This is a genomic window from Clostridium thailandense, from assembly GCF_019207025.1.
Classification (GTDB): domain Bacteria; phylum Bacillota; class Clostridia; order Clostridiales; family Clostridiaceae; genus Clostridium_AM; species Clostridium_AM thailandense.
This window is the reverse complement of record NZ_JAEEGC010000139.1, coordinates 1-15,773: the sequence shown is the minus strand read 5'-3', so window position 1 is coordinate 15,773 and position 15,773 is coordinate 1. Positions and strand designations below refer to the sequence as shown.

Here is a 15,773-nt window from a genome sequence, read left to right as displayed (position 1 = left end):
AAAATTTTTTATATGTGCTTTCAGTTTTGGTAACATATCTCTCCGAATAAGTCTACTTTCTGCTCTGATTATCTAAGTGCGACAGCCCCATTTTTCATTTTTAAGCAATGGTAATGTGACTAAGTCACTTAAATATTCAAATAATTAATCTATAATAAACTTATAAGAACTAAGCTAATGGAGGAAGATTATGAAAGAAATTTTGAGATTATGGAAAAAGTATTCATTTACACTGTTAATTGCCTTTGTGTTATTAGGTCTAATTGACTTAAGATTCGCAGTAGCAGCTGCTATCTGTATGGTAGCACCTATAATTGTGTCTATATTTAAGGGGAGATTTTGGTGTGGCAATTTATGCCCAAGAGGAAATTTTTATGATAATATAGTTTCTAAGTTTAGCAATAAAAGAAAAGTACCCAAGTTTTTAAAATCTTATTATTTTAGAATTTTAGTTATAATATTTATGATGACTATGTTTACATTGGGAATTAAGAAAAATTGGGGCAATCTTTATGGTATTGGAATGGTATTTTATAGAATTATTGTTGTAACCACAATAATTGGTATAGTATTATCTTTGTTCTATAATCATAGAACTTGGTGTAATTTTTGCCCGATGGGAACTATAGCATCAATTATATCGAAATTTAGAACTAATAAAAAAGTATTACAAGTATCATCAAGTTGTGTTTCCTGTAAAATATGTGAGAAAAAATGTTCGTTAGGAATAGTTCCTTATGAATATAAAGGTGATTTATTGAGTCATCCTGATTGTATACAATGTGGAAAATGTGTAAGTGCATGCCCTAAAAAATCAATAGGCTATAAATAAGATTGATTGAAAATAATTATATATGACAAAATCACTGGGGGGGAATGTAAATGGTTAATCATGATAAAAAATTGAATAATAGATTGAAAAATATAAAATCTTTATATAAAGCATATCCAGTGTTAGAGAAGATTGATATGGATAATGATGGAATAATAAAAACAGAAGCAATTTTTAAAACTATGCGTTTCGATGAACATGTAAAGTTGACTGTGGAAACATGCCAGGGAATTTTATTTGTCATAAAAGGTACAATAAAAATACAAAAAATTAACGAAGATGGAGATGAAACTAATCTTTATAATATAGAACAAGGAGAATTTTGCCATGAAGTCTTAAGCTGTTTATCAAACTTAGAATCTTTAAAAATAGTAGGTAAGGCCATTCAGGATTCCGAAATATGCATAATTCCAGTTAATATAGTTGAAAAGTACCTTATCCCAAATAAAGAATTTTTATCATATATGTATAAAGATTTATATAATAAATTTAATATTGTTATAGAGAATAAAGAAAGAATAATTCATGAATCTTTAGAGTCAAGACTTATTAGGCTACTTATTAATAAGGATAGTAAGGTAGTTTATGCAACGCATAGTCAATTAGCTTTTGAGGTTGATTCGGTTAGAGAAGTTGTTAGTAGGAAATTAAAAAGTCTTGAAAAAAGCGGATATATAAAATTAGAAAGAGGTAAAATATTAATACTCAAGGATTTAAATGAAGTATTAAAGGATTAGTATATGATTGTGATTAGAGGAACATGCAATTACTAAAGCAGATACTAAGATAAGAGCGGTTACAGCTATCCTACTGATGTTTCGCTGACTGTAACTTTCAAGAAATGAAAAAAGGAGGCTGTCGCACTGTAAGGAAATGTATCAGAAAGTTAACTTTTGCTGGTTCCTTCATAGTGAGACATCCCCTTGTTAGATTCAATGAAGTAGTCTAACAATTTTTTATAGTTTGTAAGCTAAGGTGGTGAACATACCACCAGTTCCATCAGTAAAGTTATTTGAAACATGGTGTGAAATATGGCAGTGAAAAGGCCATATACCTGGATTATCTGCTCTAAATAATACATCCCAGGTTTCACCAGCAGCAACTAGTATTGTATTTTTTAAAATTCTATTATTATAAGCTATAGGGTTGCCATCAGCTTTTTCAACTAAAAATTGATGACCATGAATATGCATTGGATGGTGATTAATCTGTATGACGCCTAATCTTAAACGTACAATATCACCATATTTAACAGGCATAGGCGTGGTAGATGGAAAACTCTTACCGTATACTTAAATAATTGTTCGAGTAATGCTTTTCCTTTAGATAGAATAAAAAAGTATAATGAAAAAGGTCCATTAAATCATTGCTTTGATTTATATAAAAAATAATTAAAAACTAAGTTTTGATTATTTATAATTTATAATATATAATACCTATAGAATATATGAGATAAAATAGAAGATATTATTTTATATAAGATAGGTTATCTCCAGATAATGCTAAATTTGAAGAGTATAATCGATAAAAATGGATATAAATAAGAAAGAGGCTGAAGGAATATAAATACAAACTTATAATTATTAATGAATTGTATAGATATAATTATAGATAGGCTTCAATAATATTAACTTCTTTATCAGATGGGAGATTATATGGAAATAAAAAGTAAAAATAAAGTAAAGGTAATTCCATTAGGCGGTTTGGGGGAGATTGGAAAGAATATTACAGCTATAGAGTATGATAATGAAATAATTGTCATCGATTGTGGTTTAGCTTTTCCAGATGCTGAAATGTATGGTGTTGATTTGGTTATACCAGATATAACATATCTGGTAAACAATAGAGAGAAAGTAAAAGGTTTTGTGTTAACTCATGGACATGAGGATCATATAGGTGCTCTTCCATATGTTTTAAAGCAATTAAATGTACCAGTTTATGGAACAAGACTAACCATAGGCTTAGTGAAAAGTAAATTGGAGGAACATAAAATACTTTCTGACTGTACACTTTATGAAATTAAACCAGGAGAAGAGGTTAAGACTGAAAACTTTAGAGTAGAATTTATAAGAACATGCCATAGTATAGCTGATTCCTGTGCATTAGCTATACACACTCCGGAAGGTGTTATAGTTCATACTGGAGATTTTAAAATAGAGTATATGCCTATAGATGGAGAGGGAATAGATCTTCAATATTTTGCAAAGTTAGGAAAGAAAAGAGTATTACTATTGATGGCAGACAGCACAAATGCTGAACGCCCAGGGTATACCATTTCAGAGAGAATAATAGGAGAAAACTTGACAAGGATTTTTGGCAATGCAAAGGGGAGAGTAATTATTGCTACCTTTGCATCAAATATTAACAGAATTCAGCAGATTGTTAATTCTTCTTTATTTTATGGAAGAAAGGTTGCTTTTAGTGGAAGAAGTATGGAGAAAATTTCTATAATAGCTGCAGAATTAGGTTACCTGAAATTGCCTAAGGATCAACTTATAAGTGTAGATGATATTGATAAATATCCTTCTAATAAAGTAACGATTATAACTACTGGAAGTCAAGGAGAGCCAATGGCTGCCCTTTCAAGAATTGCATATTCAACCCATAGAAAAATTACTGTTGAAAAAGGTGATTTTGTAATTATTTCTGCGTCGCCCATTCCTGGAAATGAAAAACTTATATCTAAGCTCATAGATGAACTTTTTAAAAAGGGAGCAGAGGTAATTTATAATACTTTGGAGGAAGTTCACGTTTCAGGTCATGCTTGTCAAGAAGAATTGAAATTGATGCATACTTTGATTAAACCTAAATTTTTTATGCCTGTTCATGGTGAATATAGACATCTTAAAAAACATGGAATGTTAGCTGAGAGCCTTGGCATGGATCAGAAAAATATATTTATTCAAGAAACTGGTGACGTATTAGAGTTAACTAGAAATAGCGCTAAAAAGTCAACGAGAGTCACTTGTGGGGCAGTGATGATAGATGGACTTGGTATTGGTGATGTGGGTAATATAGTGCTACGAGATAGGAGACATTTGTCACAGGATGGTATATTAACAGTAGTAGTGACAATAGATAAAGCATCTTTCAATATCCTCTCAGGACCAGATATTATTACAAGAGGATTTATTTATATGAAAGAATCTGGAGATTTAATAAATGATGCTAGAGAAGTAGTAAAAGTAGAATTAAATAAATGCATGGAAAATAAAGTAAAGGATTGGTTTACAATAAAATCAAGTATAAAGTATTCCTTAGGAGGATTCTTGTATAGCAAAACAGGAAGAAGACCTATTATTTTACCAATAATTATGGAGATTTAAGTATAATTAATTTTTAAAGTTAGCTAATAAAGAGAAAATTTTTAAGAGAAGAGGTTAAACTAAATGATTTTGGTTTAGCCTCTTTTTAGCTACATACATTAAGTACTAAAATATATTCCTATTTAGTATTTTAAATTAGTAGGCTGATTATTCTATAAATCTTAGATAGAAAGTTTTTTATGATTGTAAAAGCTATACAATAAATTAACAGGTATAGGAATAGTTGAATTGCATTGTGTAACAATTGTTCCTTAAATTATGTGATCTTAAAACTTATTTATTAAAAGTAATTGATTTTGTAGGACATGTATTAATGCAGGTTCCGCAGGAGAAACAATCTGGTTTTATTTTATCTTCTCTTAATATACTTTTCATTGCATTAGAGGGACAGACTTTTACACACTGCTTGCAATTTATACATGTCGTAGAGTTTACCTTAATTTTATATTGACTGAATTTTTCAACAATCCATCCTAGAAGACCAAAGGGACAGAATAGGTGACACCAAGGCCTGTAAATAAAAAGGCTGCTTATTAACAGTAGAGATATGAAAATGATACTTATTGATGTTAGTGAAGCTGGTTTAAATATAGTAAAAGGATTAATTGTTTCAACAATGTCAAAGGACCATACAAAAGCAATAAAAGTAAATAGAATGAAAAATACAATTCGAATTGTGTTAGAGATAAAAAATGGAATTTTGTATTGTTTAAATATTCCTTCTCTGTCTTTAGGATCCCTATTTAAACGAAAAATGAAATCTTGTAGGGTACCAAACTGACAGGCCCATCCACAAATAAATTTATTTGCAACAAAAACGATTCCTAAGAAAACTAAAAGTGCAATGATTCTAGGTGGAAATAGAATTCCTTTTATTGCAAAATTACTTATCATATCTTTAACTGTTGACATTGAATTTGGTTCAGGTCCGAGTATTACTCCAAAAATCAAGGTAGAACTTAAAAACATATATTTACTTAAGGAAGGTGACATTTTGCTTCTTTTAAGTAAAAGAAAAATTATTGCCATAAATATTGCCCATAGGATGAACTTTCCTACAATTAATGCTGCATTTTTGGAAGTTTCCTCTGCTTTAAAGTTTAAAGCCTTTTGTATCTTTGAACTAGCATCCTTTTCACTAATACCTAGTTCTTTCAATGTTTTTTCTTTGCTAGTGGTATCCTTTATTTTTAAAGCATCTTTAATTAATTCCTCTTGCTGATTGTTTTTATTAGCTATAGTTGCTATAGTCATATCTTCAGTCACTATAATTTGTTTTGGGACATACAGTTTTTCTGTATGTCCTCCAAAACGTTGAGAAACGAAGAAGGAAAGAGTAATAATTATTGTAATTGTACTAAAAAATGATAGAATGACTCTTAATTTTGAATTCTTCATAGCGCATACTTCCTTTCGAAAATCTTCTACTTCGTTAAGCTTTCTCTAGCTTTTTCAACTTCAAAATCTGGTACAAAGTTTTTAACATCCTTTAATTTAGTTTCTTTTGGTACTGTAGTAGGTATGTTTAACTTTTTATATAATTCACCTATGTCCATTTTTAAAGCAGTAGCAGCTTCTTGGATGGTCATATAACCTTTAATTTCTTCTGGAGTAAGAGTTGTAGAAGAAGTTATAGGTGCTGGAGTTGTTTGATATATATTAGTCATTTTAGTAATTGAAATGCCACCAAAGAATATTGAAGCTACAAGGATTATAACTGCTAAAGGTGATATTCCTTTGCCGAAGAATTTAAACTTAAGTGTATCCTTCATTGGACAGGATAATATACAGCTTTGGCAATTTAGGCATTCAGCAGATTTAATTGTTTTCATTTCAGAAACCTTAATATTAACAGGACAATTTTTAGTACACAATCCACAATTTACACAAGTGTTTTCGTTTCTAGTAATCTTACCAGGACTTAATTTTGATATAATTCCATAAAGGGCACCCATAGGGCAAAGATATTTACAGAAAAATCTATCATACAATATTGAACCGATAATAGTAACTATTAATAAAATAGAACCAATTGGGAATTCCTCTATAAGGGAAGTTAATCCTTCACCTGCATGTCCATAAGCAGCCCATGGATCATAAGGAGACATCCATAATTCGGCGGTTTTCCACCCATAGTATACTGTTATAAAGAGAACAACATACTTTAAATATCTTAGAGGATTGTCTATTTTTTTAGATAACTCAAATCTTTTCTTAAAAAGCTTTTTGCCAAGTTTGCCAAAAAGTTCTTGAATGGTTCCAAATGGACAAATCAGACCACAGAAGCTTCTTCTAAAAATAAGTGCAAGAATCAATGTTAGTCCAAGTAGTACAAAGGTACCAGAGAAAATCTTTTTAATAAAGGTTTCGCTAAAGAGTAAACTATACAAGGACTCTAATGCACCGTAGGGACATAATGCATGGATTGAGGCGTAGTCTTTACCACCAATAGTAGCATGTAAGTAGGATTGTGTAGTAACAAAGATAAGAACAGCAACTAATATCACATAACGAAGGCCTTTAGCTAAGTTATTTTTCATAATTTTTCACTTTCAAAACATCTAAAAGCTTAATAAAATATCCGTTGGGGGGAGTTGCTTTGTGTTTTGAGGCTAAATAAATAATTAAGGCAATTAGAAGTACCGTTATAGTCATGATATAGGGACTATAAATGCCTAATCCTAAGTGGTAACCATATCTCATAATGTCACTCCTTTATATTTTAATAATTTGAATCATGCTGCATATTAGCTTTTTCCTTGTCTATGAATTCATTATAGCAACACTATTATCTGAATTTGTGAAATAATTGTGGACTTTATATATTTTTAAAATTAAGAAAAGGGTTGCTGCACTTAGAAATAAGTAAAGCAGAAAGTAGACTTATTAGGAGAGCTATGTTACCAGAACTGAAAGCACATATAAAAAATTTTTATAGTGCCGAAGTCTGGTAACATATCTCGCAGAATAAGTCTACTTTCTGACATGTTTATCTAAGTGCGACAACCCCTCTATTAATAGAAGACAGTACATGTGCTAATTGTTCTGCTATGTCAACATTTATGGTGCGATTCATTACATATGTCCATTTCTATTTTTATCACTTGGAATAGGAGCAATGGTTTGAAGTAGAAGGTTTTCAATATCTGCCTTGCAAATAGTTACAGCCGTTGCAATTTCCTCTTTTTCTATATAATCAACTAATGCCAAATGCAAATCCATGTTAGCGTAATGTTTTTTCTGTACAAAAAATATGGTTTGGATATTCAAAGCGTCTTCCAAGAGCTTATAAGCATATTGATTATTGTAAATAGAAAACAGTTTCAGATGAAATTGACAGTTGTATTTCCAGTGGGTCATGAAATCATTGTCAGGACAGTCGATGTAATTCTCGCAGATGGTTCTCAGTTCCTTAAGGGAAGGTCTATCTATGTACATATAATAACTTTCTAAAAAGGAACATTCCAAAGCAGAGCGAAACTTAACGATTTCTAATAATTTTTGTTCACTTGGTTGAAGAATTTTGTATCCTTGTCTTGGAATGCTGGACAAGATATGGGTTCCGGTAAGCTGAGTAAGTGCCTCCCGTATTGGTGCGCGGCTGACATTGTATTTTTCCATCAAAAATTTTTCTGTCAGGATGGTATCAGAGGAATATAATCCATTAATAATATCAGAGAATAAGGCATCATAAACTTGATTCTTTAATGTATTTGAGTTCTTATTATTCATAAAAATATCTCCTTGTATCTTGTACTATCGTCAAATTATTATACATTTTAAAATATGGGAAGTCAATATAGAAGGAATAGTATTTTACACATGTCAAGTTAAATTGAGATTTCTGATCATATCACAAAAAGAAGTAATTTGCTATAAATACGATATATTGTATTAGATATATGATAAAATACCTGAAAAATAAAAAAATAATAAAAAACGTTTTATTTTATTGATTATTAGGAAAATTTGTGATATGATTAGAACAAGTTTTAGGAACTAAAATTTATAAAATAAATTACACAAATACACGATTTACTATAATATTATTGTAATCATATTAGTGTTTAAAGGCTTTAATTGGATAATGATGAATATTCATTCATATATATTTTAAATTAATTAGAAAAGGAGAAGAGAATATGATTGATAACAAAATTACTATTAAAGGTGATCTAGTAGCAGATATTCAGAGAGGTGCGATTGGACATCGTGCAACATGGACAGGCTTAACATACACCAAGGCTAGAGAAGCAGGAAAAGCTGAAGAAGTAGAAAAGTTCATTCGTGAGGCAATTTCAGAAACTGGTTTGGTACAAGGTACTGAAATAAAATCTAACTGTCAGAACCCAGAAAGTGTTAAATGCTTTGCAGAGACGTTCTTAACTTCAAATGTGGCAAAAACTTTTGAACTTGAATTTAAAACTAAAACTGAAGACAGAGTGGACATAGAATTCCACCACTGTCCATTACTTAAAGCATGGCAGGATTTGGGCTTTGATGATGCAACCTGCGAAAAGTTATGCGATATGGCTATGGATGGAGATAGAGGGATTGCTAAGGCTATGGGATTTGAATTCCACTTAGGAGACACTATTGCTAAAGGCTGCAAGACTTGCCAGGTATCTTTTTTTAAAGCAGGTAAGTAGTTAGGTGTAGGAAATCCTGCACCAACTAATTAGAAAAACAAGGAGTGGTGAATATGGAAAAAGAGTCAATTAATTTAAAAAAAGTAGTACTTCTTGCGGGAGCATTGGCAGCCTATTGGATTGGATCAGGATTTTCAACAGGACAAGAGGTTCTGCAATTTTTCACTACAAGTGGGACAAAGGGAATTTTAGCAGCACTAATTTTTTTAGTTGTAATGAGTTATCTTTCATACACTCTGTATGGAGTAGGTCAAAAGGAGAAATTTGAGAATCCATATGATGTTTTTGAGTATTATTGTGGTAAAGTTTTAGGTCAAGTATATATATGGTACAGTGTTGCATTAGTGTATGCTATATTTGTAGTTATGCTGGCAGGTGCAGGTGCAACCATTAATCAGTATTATGGAATACCAACATATATAGGTACTGGGGTCATAGCTATTCTTGCACTAGGTACAACTCTACTTGGAGTAGAAAAGCTTATTGACATAATAGGTGTTATAGGGCCTGTCAAAATATTATTTGTGGCAATAGTAGGTATTGCCGGGATTATTACTATTTTTGGGCAGCCGAATTTGCTATCGGAAGCTAGTAAGCTTATGCCAACTTTAGGTTTTAAATCGGCTTCTTCTAATTGGGCATGGTCAGGAGCTCTATATGCCTTCCTAGCTCTTATGGTTAGCATACCATTTCAGGTTGATTGCGGAAAGTCTGCAGGAAATGTAAAAGAAGCAAGAACAGCAGGTCTAGTTGGAACATTTGCTTTTACTATTGCAATTATTTTACTTGTAATAGCTGAACTTGTTTATTATAAACTAATTGTAGGCAAACAGGTTCCTACATTAGAAATAGCTAATCATATATCACCTATATTAGGACTAATTTTTTCAATATTAATAGTTGTAAGTATATACTCAGCAGTAGCTTCCTTCCTTCTGATGACTGTTAGAAAGTTTGCTCCTGACAGAACTAAGAAATTCAATATCATTGCAACAGTGTTAACTGCTATTGGTATGTTCTTCGGAGGTGTACTTCCTTTTGATAAATTAGTAAATATTTTATATCCTATAGCAGGATATTCGGCTATTGTTTTCACATGCTTTATGATCTTTAAAGAATTAAGATGTAGGAGTTCAGTTAATGATGATCAAAAAAATAGTGAATTAAAAGTTTAGCATTTAATGAAAATAAGTGCCAAGGTTTGTTTAGAAAATTAAAACAGAGGGCTGTTGTACTTATTAAGTTCGACAGTCCTCAAAACAGTTCAATAAATAGCTTGATTTTTTTAGTAATATTCTTAGACTTTTATAATTGGCAGATGGATTTTTATAGTTGTACCTTTGTTTAATTCACTATCAATAGAAAAGTCACCTTGTAATAGTTCAATTAGCTTTTTGGCTATAGAAATACCTAGTCCGGTACCATTGTTTGAGGAACTCCTTGAATTATCAGTCTTATAAAACCTTTCGCCTAAATGTTCAATATTGCAGGAAGCTATACCGATACCTTTATCATTGATGAGGAGGAGGATAGAATTATTATCCAATGTAGATTTAATTTTGATTTTACTATTAAAAGCTGAAAATTTAATAGCATTATCTAAAAATATCAGAAACAGCTGCTTTAATTTATCGTAATCGCTGAGTAGTGGTGGTAGATTACTGTCTAAATCAAGAATTAATTCTATATTTTTATTCATAATGAGAGGTCTTACAGTTCTAGCCATGTCTTTAATAAAGGAGTTTATATCGACTTTATCAAAATTGGCCTGAACTTTACCGGATTCTAATTTACTAAGCTCTAGTAAATCTCTTACCATTCTTTCCAGTCTATTAGTTTCTTTTAAAAGTGTCACACAGATTTCGGGAATGTTTGAAGGAGGAATCATGCAGTCAACTATAGACTCTAGATTTCCTTTCATTATAGTAAGTGGTGTTCTAAATTCATGAGATACGTTTGATACAAAATCCTTCCGCATCTGTTCTAAAGCCTCTTTTTCACTTATGTCCTGTATGAGAATTACCATACCAATGACTTTATCAGAGTCTATACTAATTGGAGATAGGGAAAAATTAAGTATCTTATTATGAAATTTCTTTGAAATAGCTTTTTTTATGTTATTCGTCATAGAATATTTTATAAAGTTTTCTAAGTCCAAAGCTCTCAGTATTATTTTAATATCAATATCTGCTTTGCTTCCGTTGTAAGATAAAAGCTTTACAGCGGAAGCATTAATATTTATTACATCAAGGTTATTATCTAAGGCAATAATGCCATCGCTCATACTGATTATAATGTTACTAAGTTTTGTTTTCTCTTCAGTTACCTTACTAATTGTATACTTAAGCTTTAGTGACATTAAATCAAAGGTAGAAGCTAGCTCGCCAACTTCATCCTGAGAATAAATGCCTGTTTTAATGCCGTAGTTACCTCTTGCCATTTCAAGTGCCGAAGAATTTATTTTTCTTATTGGTCTTGATATACTTTTAGAAAAATAATAACTCATAAAGCCAGCGATAAATACTTCACCAATAAGAGCCAAAATTAAATATAGAAAAAAGTTATCCATGGAAGCCGAAAGGTCAGCAATAGAGGAGTGTAGAAGTACAACCCCAATTACTTTACCAGTACTGTCCTTAACAGGAGTTGAAATTGTCATCATTTCTTCCTCGTAATATGGATTTAACAATTCATCAGAATCTACAATACCTTTTAGTCCATTTTTTATAAGTAAATTATAGGTTTCTTTTACAGATGGATTATCAATAAAGGTATATATGCTATTTTCATTTTTAGAAATAGCCGAGAGTCTATTCTCGGAGTCAACTATCCATGTCTTTGAGTTTGGAAGAGAACCTACAATATTTAAAATGCTTTTAATATCTTCAGAAGTAAGCTTTTTCTGAAGTAGGGGAGATACAATAGTGGAAATTTCATGAGCGTGTTTTGTCATATTGATTCTTTTAACTCCATATATATTATTTTTAAATATACTTAAAGCAATAATACCAATTAAAAGTGTTGAAATTATAACTATACTTAAGAAGCCAAAAGTAAGCTTTAAAGTAATACTTTTCTTAAACATCCTGCACCTCAAATTTATACCCTAATCCCCAGATGGTTTTAATATCCCAATTATATTCACCTTTTAACTTAAGTTTTGCTCGTATTCTTTTAATATGAGTATCAACAGTTCTAGGGTCTCCAAAATAATCTATCCCCCAAATATTATCTAGTAGAGAATCTCTTGAAAAAATTGTATTAGGTGAAGTTGAAAGTAACCACAATACTTCAATTTCTTTCTTTGTTAAATTAACAAATTTATTTTCTAATTTAACGGAGTAATTAATTATATCTATTTCAAGAGGAGGGTAATTTATTTTATTAGGTAAATTTTCTTCTATAGGTTGAATTCTACGAAGCACTGCTTTGATTCGTGCAACAACTTCACCAGGACTAAAAGGTTTTACAATATAGTCATCTGCACCACTATCTAAGGATAATATCTTATCAGAATCTTCACTTTTAGCAGTAATCATTATTATTGGAGTATTTGAATCCTGTCTGATTAACTTACATACTTCCATGCCATCAAGCTCTGGCATCATAATATCTAGTAGGATAAGTTGAGGGTTATAGGTTTTGAATTTATCTAATGCATCCCTGCCATTTAAAGCAGTAATAATGCTAAAACCTTCCTTTTCAATATAAGGCTTAAGAATTTTAATAATTTCAATATTGTCATCTGCTATTAGAATACTTTTATTCATACTATCACCTTCCTTATGATAATTTTATTATATCATCCTGATAATTTAAAAATGTGAAATAATTGTGGACTTTTATATATTTTCTGAATAAGACAAATTAAAATAAAGTGTGATCAAAGTGTGATCAAATTATAAACGACATTTTTACAAATATAACACAATTAGGACACTTTTTCATAGTAAATATGTTTTATTATTAAATTGTACTTAGATTAGGTACTAAAATAAATATTTAGGAGGAATAGAAATGAAGAACAAGAATCTAATAATAGCTCTAACAATGGCGATAGCAGTGGGTATAGGAGCAACAGCATATGCAAGTACAGGAGCAACTAATGGTACTAATGGAAATAGAAGTAGTTATGAAAGAACAGGACTTGGAAGAACTACAGGTATGAGAGGGTATGATTATGTAGAATCGATTTTAAAGAATAAGCTTGGTATGACAGATAAGGAAATAACTGATGGACTTAATTCAGGAAAGACAATGTACGATTTGGCAAAGGAAAAAGGAATGACAGTTGATCAATTTAAGACAGCATTGCTTGAAGAGAGAAATAAGGCAGTTGATCAAGCTGTAGCAGATGGAAAGATAACTAAAGAAGAGGGAGATTCTATAAAAGCAACATTAAAAAGTAATTTAGAAAATTGTACTGGAGTTCCAGGTGAAAGGATGGGAAATGGAAAGAGAGGAACTGGTCACATGATGGGGAATGGAACTAGAGGAAACGGTAATTGCTATATTAATAATGAACAATAATATAAATAAAGGTGAATGAAACACTAATTTCATTCACCTTTATTTATATTATTGTTCATTATTTGATAAAAGTAAGTATTAGCTTAACTAGCTATTATGCTTGCTTTGTTTCGATGTTGGAATATATTGGAATTATTCTGGCGCGATAATTACTTTTGACAAGTTTAAAGTTCGTATTTTAAGGAAAAATAGTATTGACAAAATAGAAAATAAGGATTATTATAAGTATATAAGAAAATTCTAATATACTTATAATAATCCTTGTTAAACTCATATGTGAATATTTTTGACCACGTTATTCAATTTAATATCAAAGAGTTATTAAAGTAATTGAAGCTTTAAAAGCAAATTATTATTCTTATGTTGTATAAGTAATTAAAGAAATTATAGGTATGTGAAAAAGGAGGAGGAGTATTATGTTTTCATTTCTCAGCAGAAATAGAGCGAATTCAGTAAGTGTTAATGATTTAGGAGAACTATTAGGAAAAATAAACTTAATTGATATAAGAGAACCTTATGAGTATAAGAATGGTCATTTACCAACAGCGAAGAATATTCCAATGGATAGAATATTATCAGAAACAGATAAATATTTAAATAGGGATAAGGAATACTATATAATTTGCCAATCAGGAGGAAGAAGCAGCATCACTTGCGGTAAATTAAAATCAAAGGGATTTAATGTAATAAATGTATCGGGTGGTACTAGCCGATATACGGGATCATTGAAAAAATAGATAATATATTAATAATATAAAAATTTATAATTGGAGGTAATGTTATGTCAAAAGTAATAAATAGTAATGAATTTAAGGAAAATGTTTTAAATGATAATGGAGCAGTATTAGTAGATTTCTTTGCAGAGTGGTGCGGTCCATGTAAAATGGTGGCTCCAGTTCTAGAGGAGTTAGGCAGTGAAATGAATGGAAAAGCTAAAATATTTAAGGTTGATATAGATAAAAGCAGAGACCTAGCTCTAAAATATGAAGTTATGGCGGTGCCAACTTTAGTAATTTTTAAAGATGGAAAGCCTGTTGATAAAATAGTAGGGTTCCAACCTAAAGAAGCATTAAAGGCCAAATTAGAACAACATACAAGATAAGTGTAAATTAATTAGGATACTTAAATTAAAAGTATCCTAATTAATTATAAATTTTAAATGAAACATAGACAGTACATAGACAATAAATTATAAATAATTGGTATTATGTAAGAAAATTAGAGTGATAAGGAGATGAGGTCTATATGATTAATATTACTAAAAATGCAATAGAAAAATTTGATGAATTTAAGCGGAAAGCTAAAAATCCTGAAAATGCAATGTTAAGGATATATTTTGGTGGGTTTGGCTGAGGTGGCCCAAAATTAAAAGTAACTCTGGATGAGTTAAAAAATGAAAATGATGTAGTTATTCAAGCATCTGATATAAATATTGCATATGATTCTGAGCTTGAAACGTATGTGAATGGAACAATTATTGATTATTCGAACAGTTGGTTTAATAGAGGATTTTCTATTACAGGAGGATATTTATCTTCTTGCTAATAATAAAAATAAAGTAAGTAATTCAATAAGTAGTACAAGTTGTTAGTGTTCTCCTAAGAATATAATAAATAGAATAATTAAAAGATCTGGCAAAGCATTAAGTATAGATAAAAAATAGGTTCCTTGAAGGGAAGAGAAAATAACGATGAACTAAATAATGCTAGAAAATATACAAAAGAATTAATGATGGATATTAAAGAAAAGTATGGTACAAAAATCTGCAAAGACTTAAAGAAAAACGGTATTAGCTGTGCTGAAATTATAGATTATACCTATGAAGTTTTAAACGAGTTAATTTAGATGTTTATGAAATAAATCATGAGCAGTTAAAGTAAAAAATATATTATTAACATTTTATCAATGAGTATTCTTATACTTTAGAATCCTTTTAACATTTTAGTTAAAAGGATTCTTTTATATTTTAAATTATAATGCTATTAGAAGAATACATAAAAAATGAATTCATAATAATGGGGATTATAGGAATTAATCGTTCACCAAGTTGTGGCGTCGATATAACTTCGAAAAATGATCAAGAAGTTGCTGGAGAAGGTGTCTTTATTGAAATACTTAGAAAGAAATTAGAAAAAAATATTAGCATAGATATGGTGGGCATAAAGGTGTTAGAAATAGAAAAAGCGCTAATAGACATACAAAGGTTGATAAATACTAAATAAATTTAAGGAGCTATCGCACTATAGACATCCACGGCCGACACTTAACTTATGCTCCGGGATATATTTACATTCTTCCAGCACGATAAATACTTTTGACAAGTCTAAAGCCCATATTTTTAAAAAAGCTAAGACTTGTAGCAAAAGTATTTAAATGTGTCTTCCAGAATGTAAATATATCCCTGCGTATAAGTTAAGTGTCTGGTGTGGTTATCTA

16 protein-coding genes and 1 pseudogene are annotated in these 15,773 nt (G+C 30.3%); 11 read left to right on the top strand and 6 right to left on the bottom strand.

The window, feature by feature from the left end; genetic code table 11:
- The first annotated feature begins 190 nt into the window (after positions 1–190).
- On the top strand, positions 191–832 hold the full coding sequence (locus tag I6U48_RS23705; protein WP_218322957.1) for a 4Fe-4S binding protein: 642 nt from the start codon (positions 191–193) through the stop codon (positions 830–832).
- A 50-nt stretch (positions 833–882) separates the two neighbouring features.
- Positions 883–1,569, top strand: a complete 687-nt coding sequence (locus I6U48_RS23700) for a Crp/Fnr family transcriptional regulator (RefSeq protein ID WP_218322956.1) — start codon at positions 883–885, stop codon at positions 1,567–1,569.
- Between the two features lie 219 nt (positions 1,570–1,788).
- Here I6U48_RS23700 and I6U48_RS23695 read toward each other — a convergent pair.
- Positions 1,789–2,100 (bottom strand): annotated as a pseudogene (locus I6U48_RS23695) (multicopper oxidase domain-containing protein); the annotation flags it as partial.
- Positions 2,101–2,487: 387 nt separating this feature from the next.
- Here I6U48_RS23695 and I6U48_RS23690 point away from each other — a divergent pair.
- Positions 2,488–4,158, top strand: a complete 1,671-nt coding sequence (locus tag I6U48_RS23690) for a ribonuclease J (protein WP_218322955.1) — start codon at positions 2,488–2,490, stop codon at positions 4,156–4,158.
- A 273-nt stretch (positions 4,159–4,431) separates the two neighbouring features.
- Here the strand turns inward: I6U48_RS23690 and I6U48_RS23685 are convergent, their stop codons facing one another.
- The 3 genes from I6U48_RS23685 to I6U48_RS23675 form a co-directional block, all read right to left on the bottom strand.
- The gene (locus I6U48_RS23685; protein WP_218322954.1) at positions 4,432–5,556 is read right to left on the bottom strand and encodes a 4Fe-4S binding protein; all 1,125 of its coding nucleotides are present in this window, start codon (positions 5,554–5,556) and stop codon (positions 4,432–4,434) included.
- Between the two features lie 26 nt (positions 5,557–5,582).
- On the bottom strand, positions 5,583–6,698 hold the full coding sequence (locus I6U48_RS23680) for a 4Fe-4S binding protein (RefSeq protein WP_218322953.1): 1,116 nt from the start codon (positions 6,696–6,698) through the stop codon (positions 5,583–5,585).
- 535 nt (positions 6,699–7,233) lie between these two features.
- Positions 7,234–7,890, bottom strand: a complete 657-nt coding sequence (locus I6U48_RS23675) for a GntR family transcriptional regulator (RefSeq protein ID WP_218322952.1) — start codon at positions 7,888–7,890, stop codon at positions 7,234–7,236.
- Between the two features lie 410 nt (positions 7,891–8,300).
- Here I6U48_RS23675 and I6U48_RS23670 point away from each other — a divergent pair, with 410 nt between their 5' ends.
- Both I6U48_RS23670 and I6U48_RS23665 read left to right on the top strand, forming a co-directional pair.
- The gene (locus I6U48_RS23670) at positions 8,301–8,807 is read left to right on the top strand and encodes an L-2-amino-thiazoline-4-carboxylic acid hydrolase (protein ID WP_218322951.1); all 507 of its coding nucleotides are present in this window, start codon (positions 8,301–8,303) and stop codon (positions 8,805–8,807) included.
- 53 nt (positions 8,808–8,860) lie between these two features.
- On the top strand, positions 8,861–9,982 hold the full coding sequence (locus tag I6U48_RS23665; RefSeq protein WP_218322950.1) for a YkvI family membrane protein: 1,122 nt from the start codon (positions 8,861–8,863) through the stop codon (positions 9,980–9,982).
- 122 nt (positions 9,983–10,104) lie between these two features.
- Here the strand turns inward: I6U48_RS23665 and I6U48_RS23660 are convergent, their stop codons facing one another.
- Positions 10,105–11,892, bottom strand: a complete 1,788-nt coding sequence (locus I6U48_RS23660; protein ID WP_218322949.1) for an ATP-binding protein — start codon at positions 11,890–11,892, stop codon at positions 10,105–10,107.
- Positions 11,885–12,577: a response regulator transcription factor gene (locus I6U48_RS23655; protein WP_218322948.1), complete on the bottom strand. Its 693-nt coding sequence runs from the start codon at positions 12,575–12,577 to the stop codon at positions 11,885–11,887. The genes I6U48_RS23660 and I6U48_RS23655 overlap by 8 nt, the downstream gene beginning before the upstream one ends.
- A gap of 247 nt (positions 12,578–12,824) precedes the next feature.
- On the opposite strand from I6U48_RS23655, the gene I6U48_RS23650 reads away from it, so the two are divergent.
- From I6U48_RS23650 to I6U48_RS23630, 6 genes are all read left to right on the top strand, one after another.
- On the top strand, positions 12,825–13,337 hold the full coding sequence (locus I6U48_RS23650) for a hypothetical protein (RefSeq protein ID WP_218322947.1): 513 nt from the start codon (positions 12,825–12,827) through the stop codon (positions 13,335–13,337).
- A gap of 416 nt (positions 13,338–13,753) precedes the next feature.
- On the top strand, positions 13,754–14,074 hold the full coding sequence (locus I6U48_RS23645; RefSeq protein ID WP_218322946.1) for a rhodanese-like domain-containing protein: 321 nt from the start codon (positions 13,754–13,756) through the stop codon (positions 14,072–14,074).
- Positions 14,075–14,118: 44 nt separating this feature from the next.
- The gene (trxA, locus tag I6U48_RS23640; protein WP_218322945.1) at positions 14,119–14,439 is read left to right on the top strand and encodes a thioredoxin; all 321 of its coding nucleotides are present in this window, start codon (positions 14,119–14,121) and stop codon (positions 14,437–14,439) included.
- Positions 14,440–14,582: 143 nt separating this feature from the next.
- Positions 14,583–14,882, top strand: a complete 300-nt coding sequence (locus I6U48_RS30555) for an iron-sulfur cluster biosynthesis family protein (protein WP_376774596.1) — start codon at positions 14,583–14,585, stop codon at positions 14,880–14,882.
- Between the two features lie 123 nt (positions 14,883–15,005).
- On the top strand, positions 15,006–15,182 hold the full coding sequence (locus tag I6U48_RS23635; RefSeq protein WP_246615516.1) for a C-GCAxxG-C-C family protein: 177 nt from the start codon (positions 15,006–15,008) through the stop codon (positions 15,180–15,182).
- 170 nt (positions 15,183–15,352) lie between these two features.
- Positions 15,353–15,559, top strand: coding sequence for a 2-thiouracil desulfurase family protein (locus I6U48_RS23630; RefSeq protein ID WP_218322944.1), 207 nt, complete (start codon positions 15,353–15,355; stop codon positions 15,557–15,559).
- Positions 15,560–15,773: the final 214 nt, after the last annotated feature.

What these genes read in the sequence shown, in the direction of transcription:
- I6U48_RS23705 (WP_218322957.1), top strand. Translation starts at nt 191, where the DNA reads ATGAAAGAAATTTTGAGATTATGGAAAAAGTATTCATTTACACTGTTA.
- I6U48_RS23700 (WP_218322956.1), top strand. Translation starts at nt 883, where the DNA reads ATGGTTAATCATGATAAAAAATTGAATAATAGATTGAAAAATATAAAA.
- I6U48_RS23690 (WP_218322955.1), top strand. Translation starts at nt 2,488, where the DNA reads ATGGAAATAAAAAGTAAAAATAAAGTAAAGGTAATTCCATTAGGCGGT.
- I6U48_RS23685 (WP_218322954.1), bottom strand. Translation starts at nt 5,556, where the DNA reads ATGAAGAATTCAAAATTAAGAGTCATTCTATCATTTTTTAGTACAATT.
- I6U48_RS23680 (WP_218322953.1), bottom strand. Translation starts at nt 6,698, where the DNA reads ATGAAAAATAACTTAGCTAAAGGCCTTCGTTATGTGATATTAGTTGCT.
- I6U48_RS23675 (WP_218322952.1), bottom strand. Translation starts at nt 7,890, where the DNA reads ATGAATAATAAGAACTCAAATACATTAAAGAATCAAGTTTATGATGCC.
- I6U48_RS23670 (WP_218322951.1), top strand. Translation starts at nt 8,301, where the DNA reads ATGATTGATAACAAAATTACTATTAAAGGTGATCTAGTAGCAGATATT.
- I6U48_RS23665 (WP_218322950.1), top strand. Translation starts at nt 8,861, where the DNA reads ATGGAAAAAGAGTCAATTAATTTAAAAAAAGTAGTACTTCTTGCGGGA.
- I6U48_RS23660 (WP_218322949.1), bottom strand. Translation starts at nt 11,892, where the DNA reads ATGTTTAAGAAAAGTATTACTTTAAAGCTTACTTTTGGCTTCTTAAGT.
- I6U48_RS23655 (WP_218322948.1), bottom strand. Translation starts at nt 12,577, where the DNA reads ATGAATAAAAGTATTCTAATAGCAGATGACAATATTGAAATTATTAAA.
- I6U48_RS23650 (WP_218322947.1), top strand. Translation starts at nt 12,825, where the DNA reads ATGAAGAACAAGAATCTAATAATAGCTCTAACAATGGCGATAGCAGTG.
- I6U48_RS23645 (WP_218322946.1), top strand. Translation starts at nt 13,754, where the DNA reads ATGTTTTCATTTCTCAGCAGAAATAGAGCGAATTCAGTAAGTGTTAAT.
- trxA (WP_218322945.1), top strand. Translation starts at nt 14,119, where the DNA reads ATGTCAAAAGTAATAAATAGTAATGAATTTAAGGAAAATGTTTTAAAT.
- I6U48_RS23630 (WP_218322944.1), top strand. Translation starts at nt 15,353, where the DNA reads ATGGGGATTATAGGAATTAATCGTTCACCAAGTTGTGGCGTCGATATA.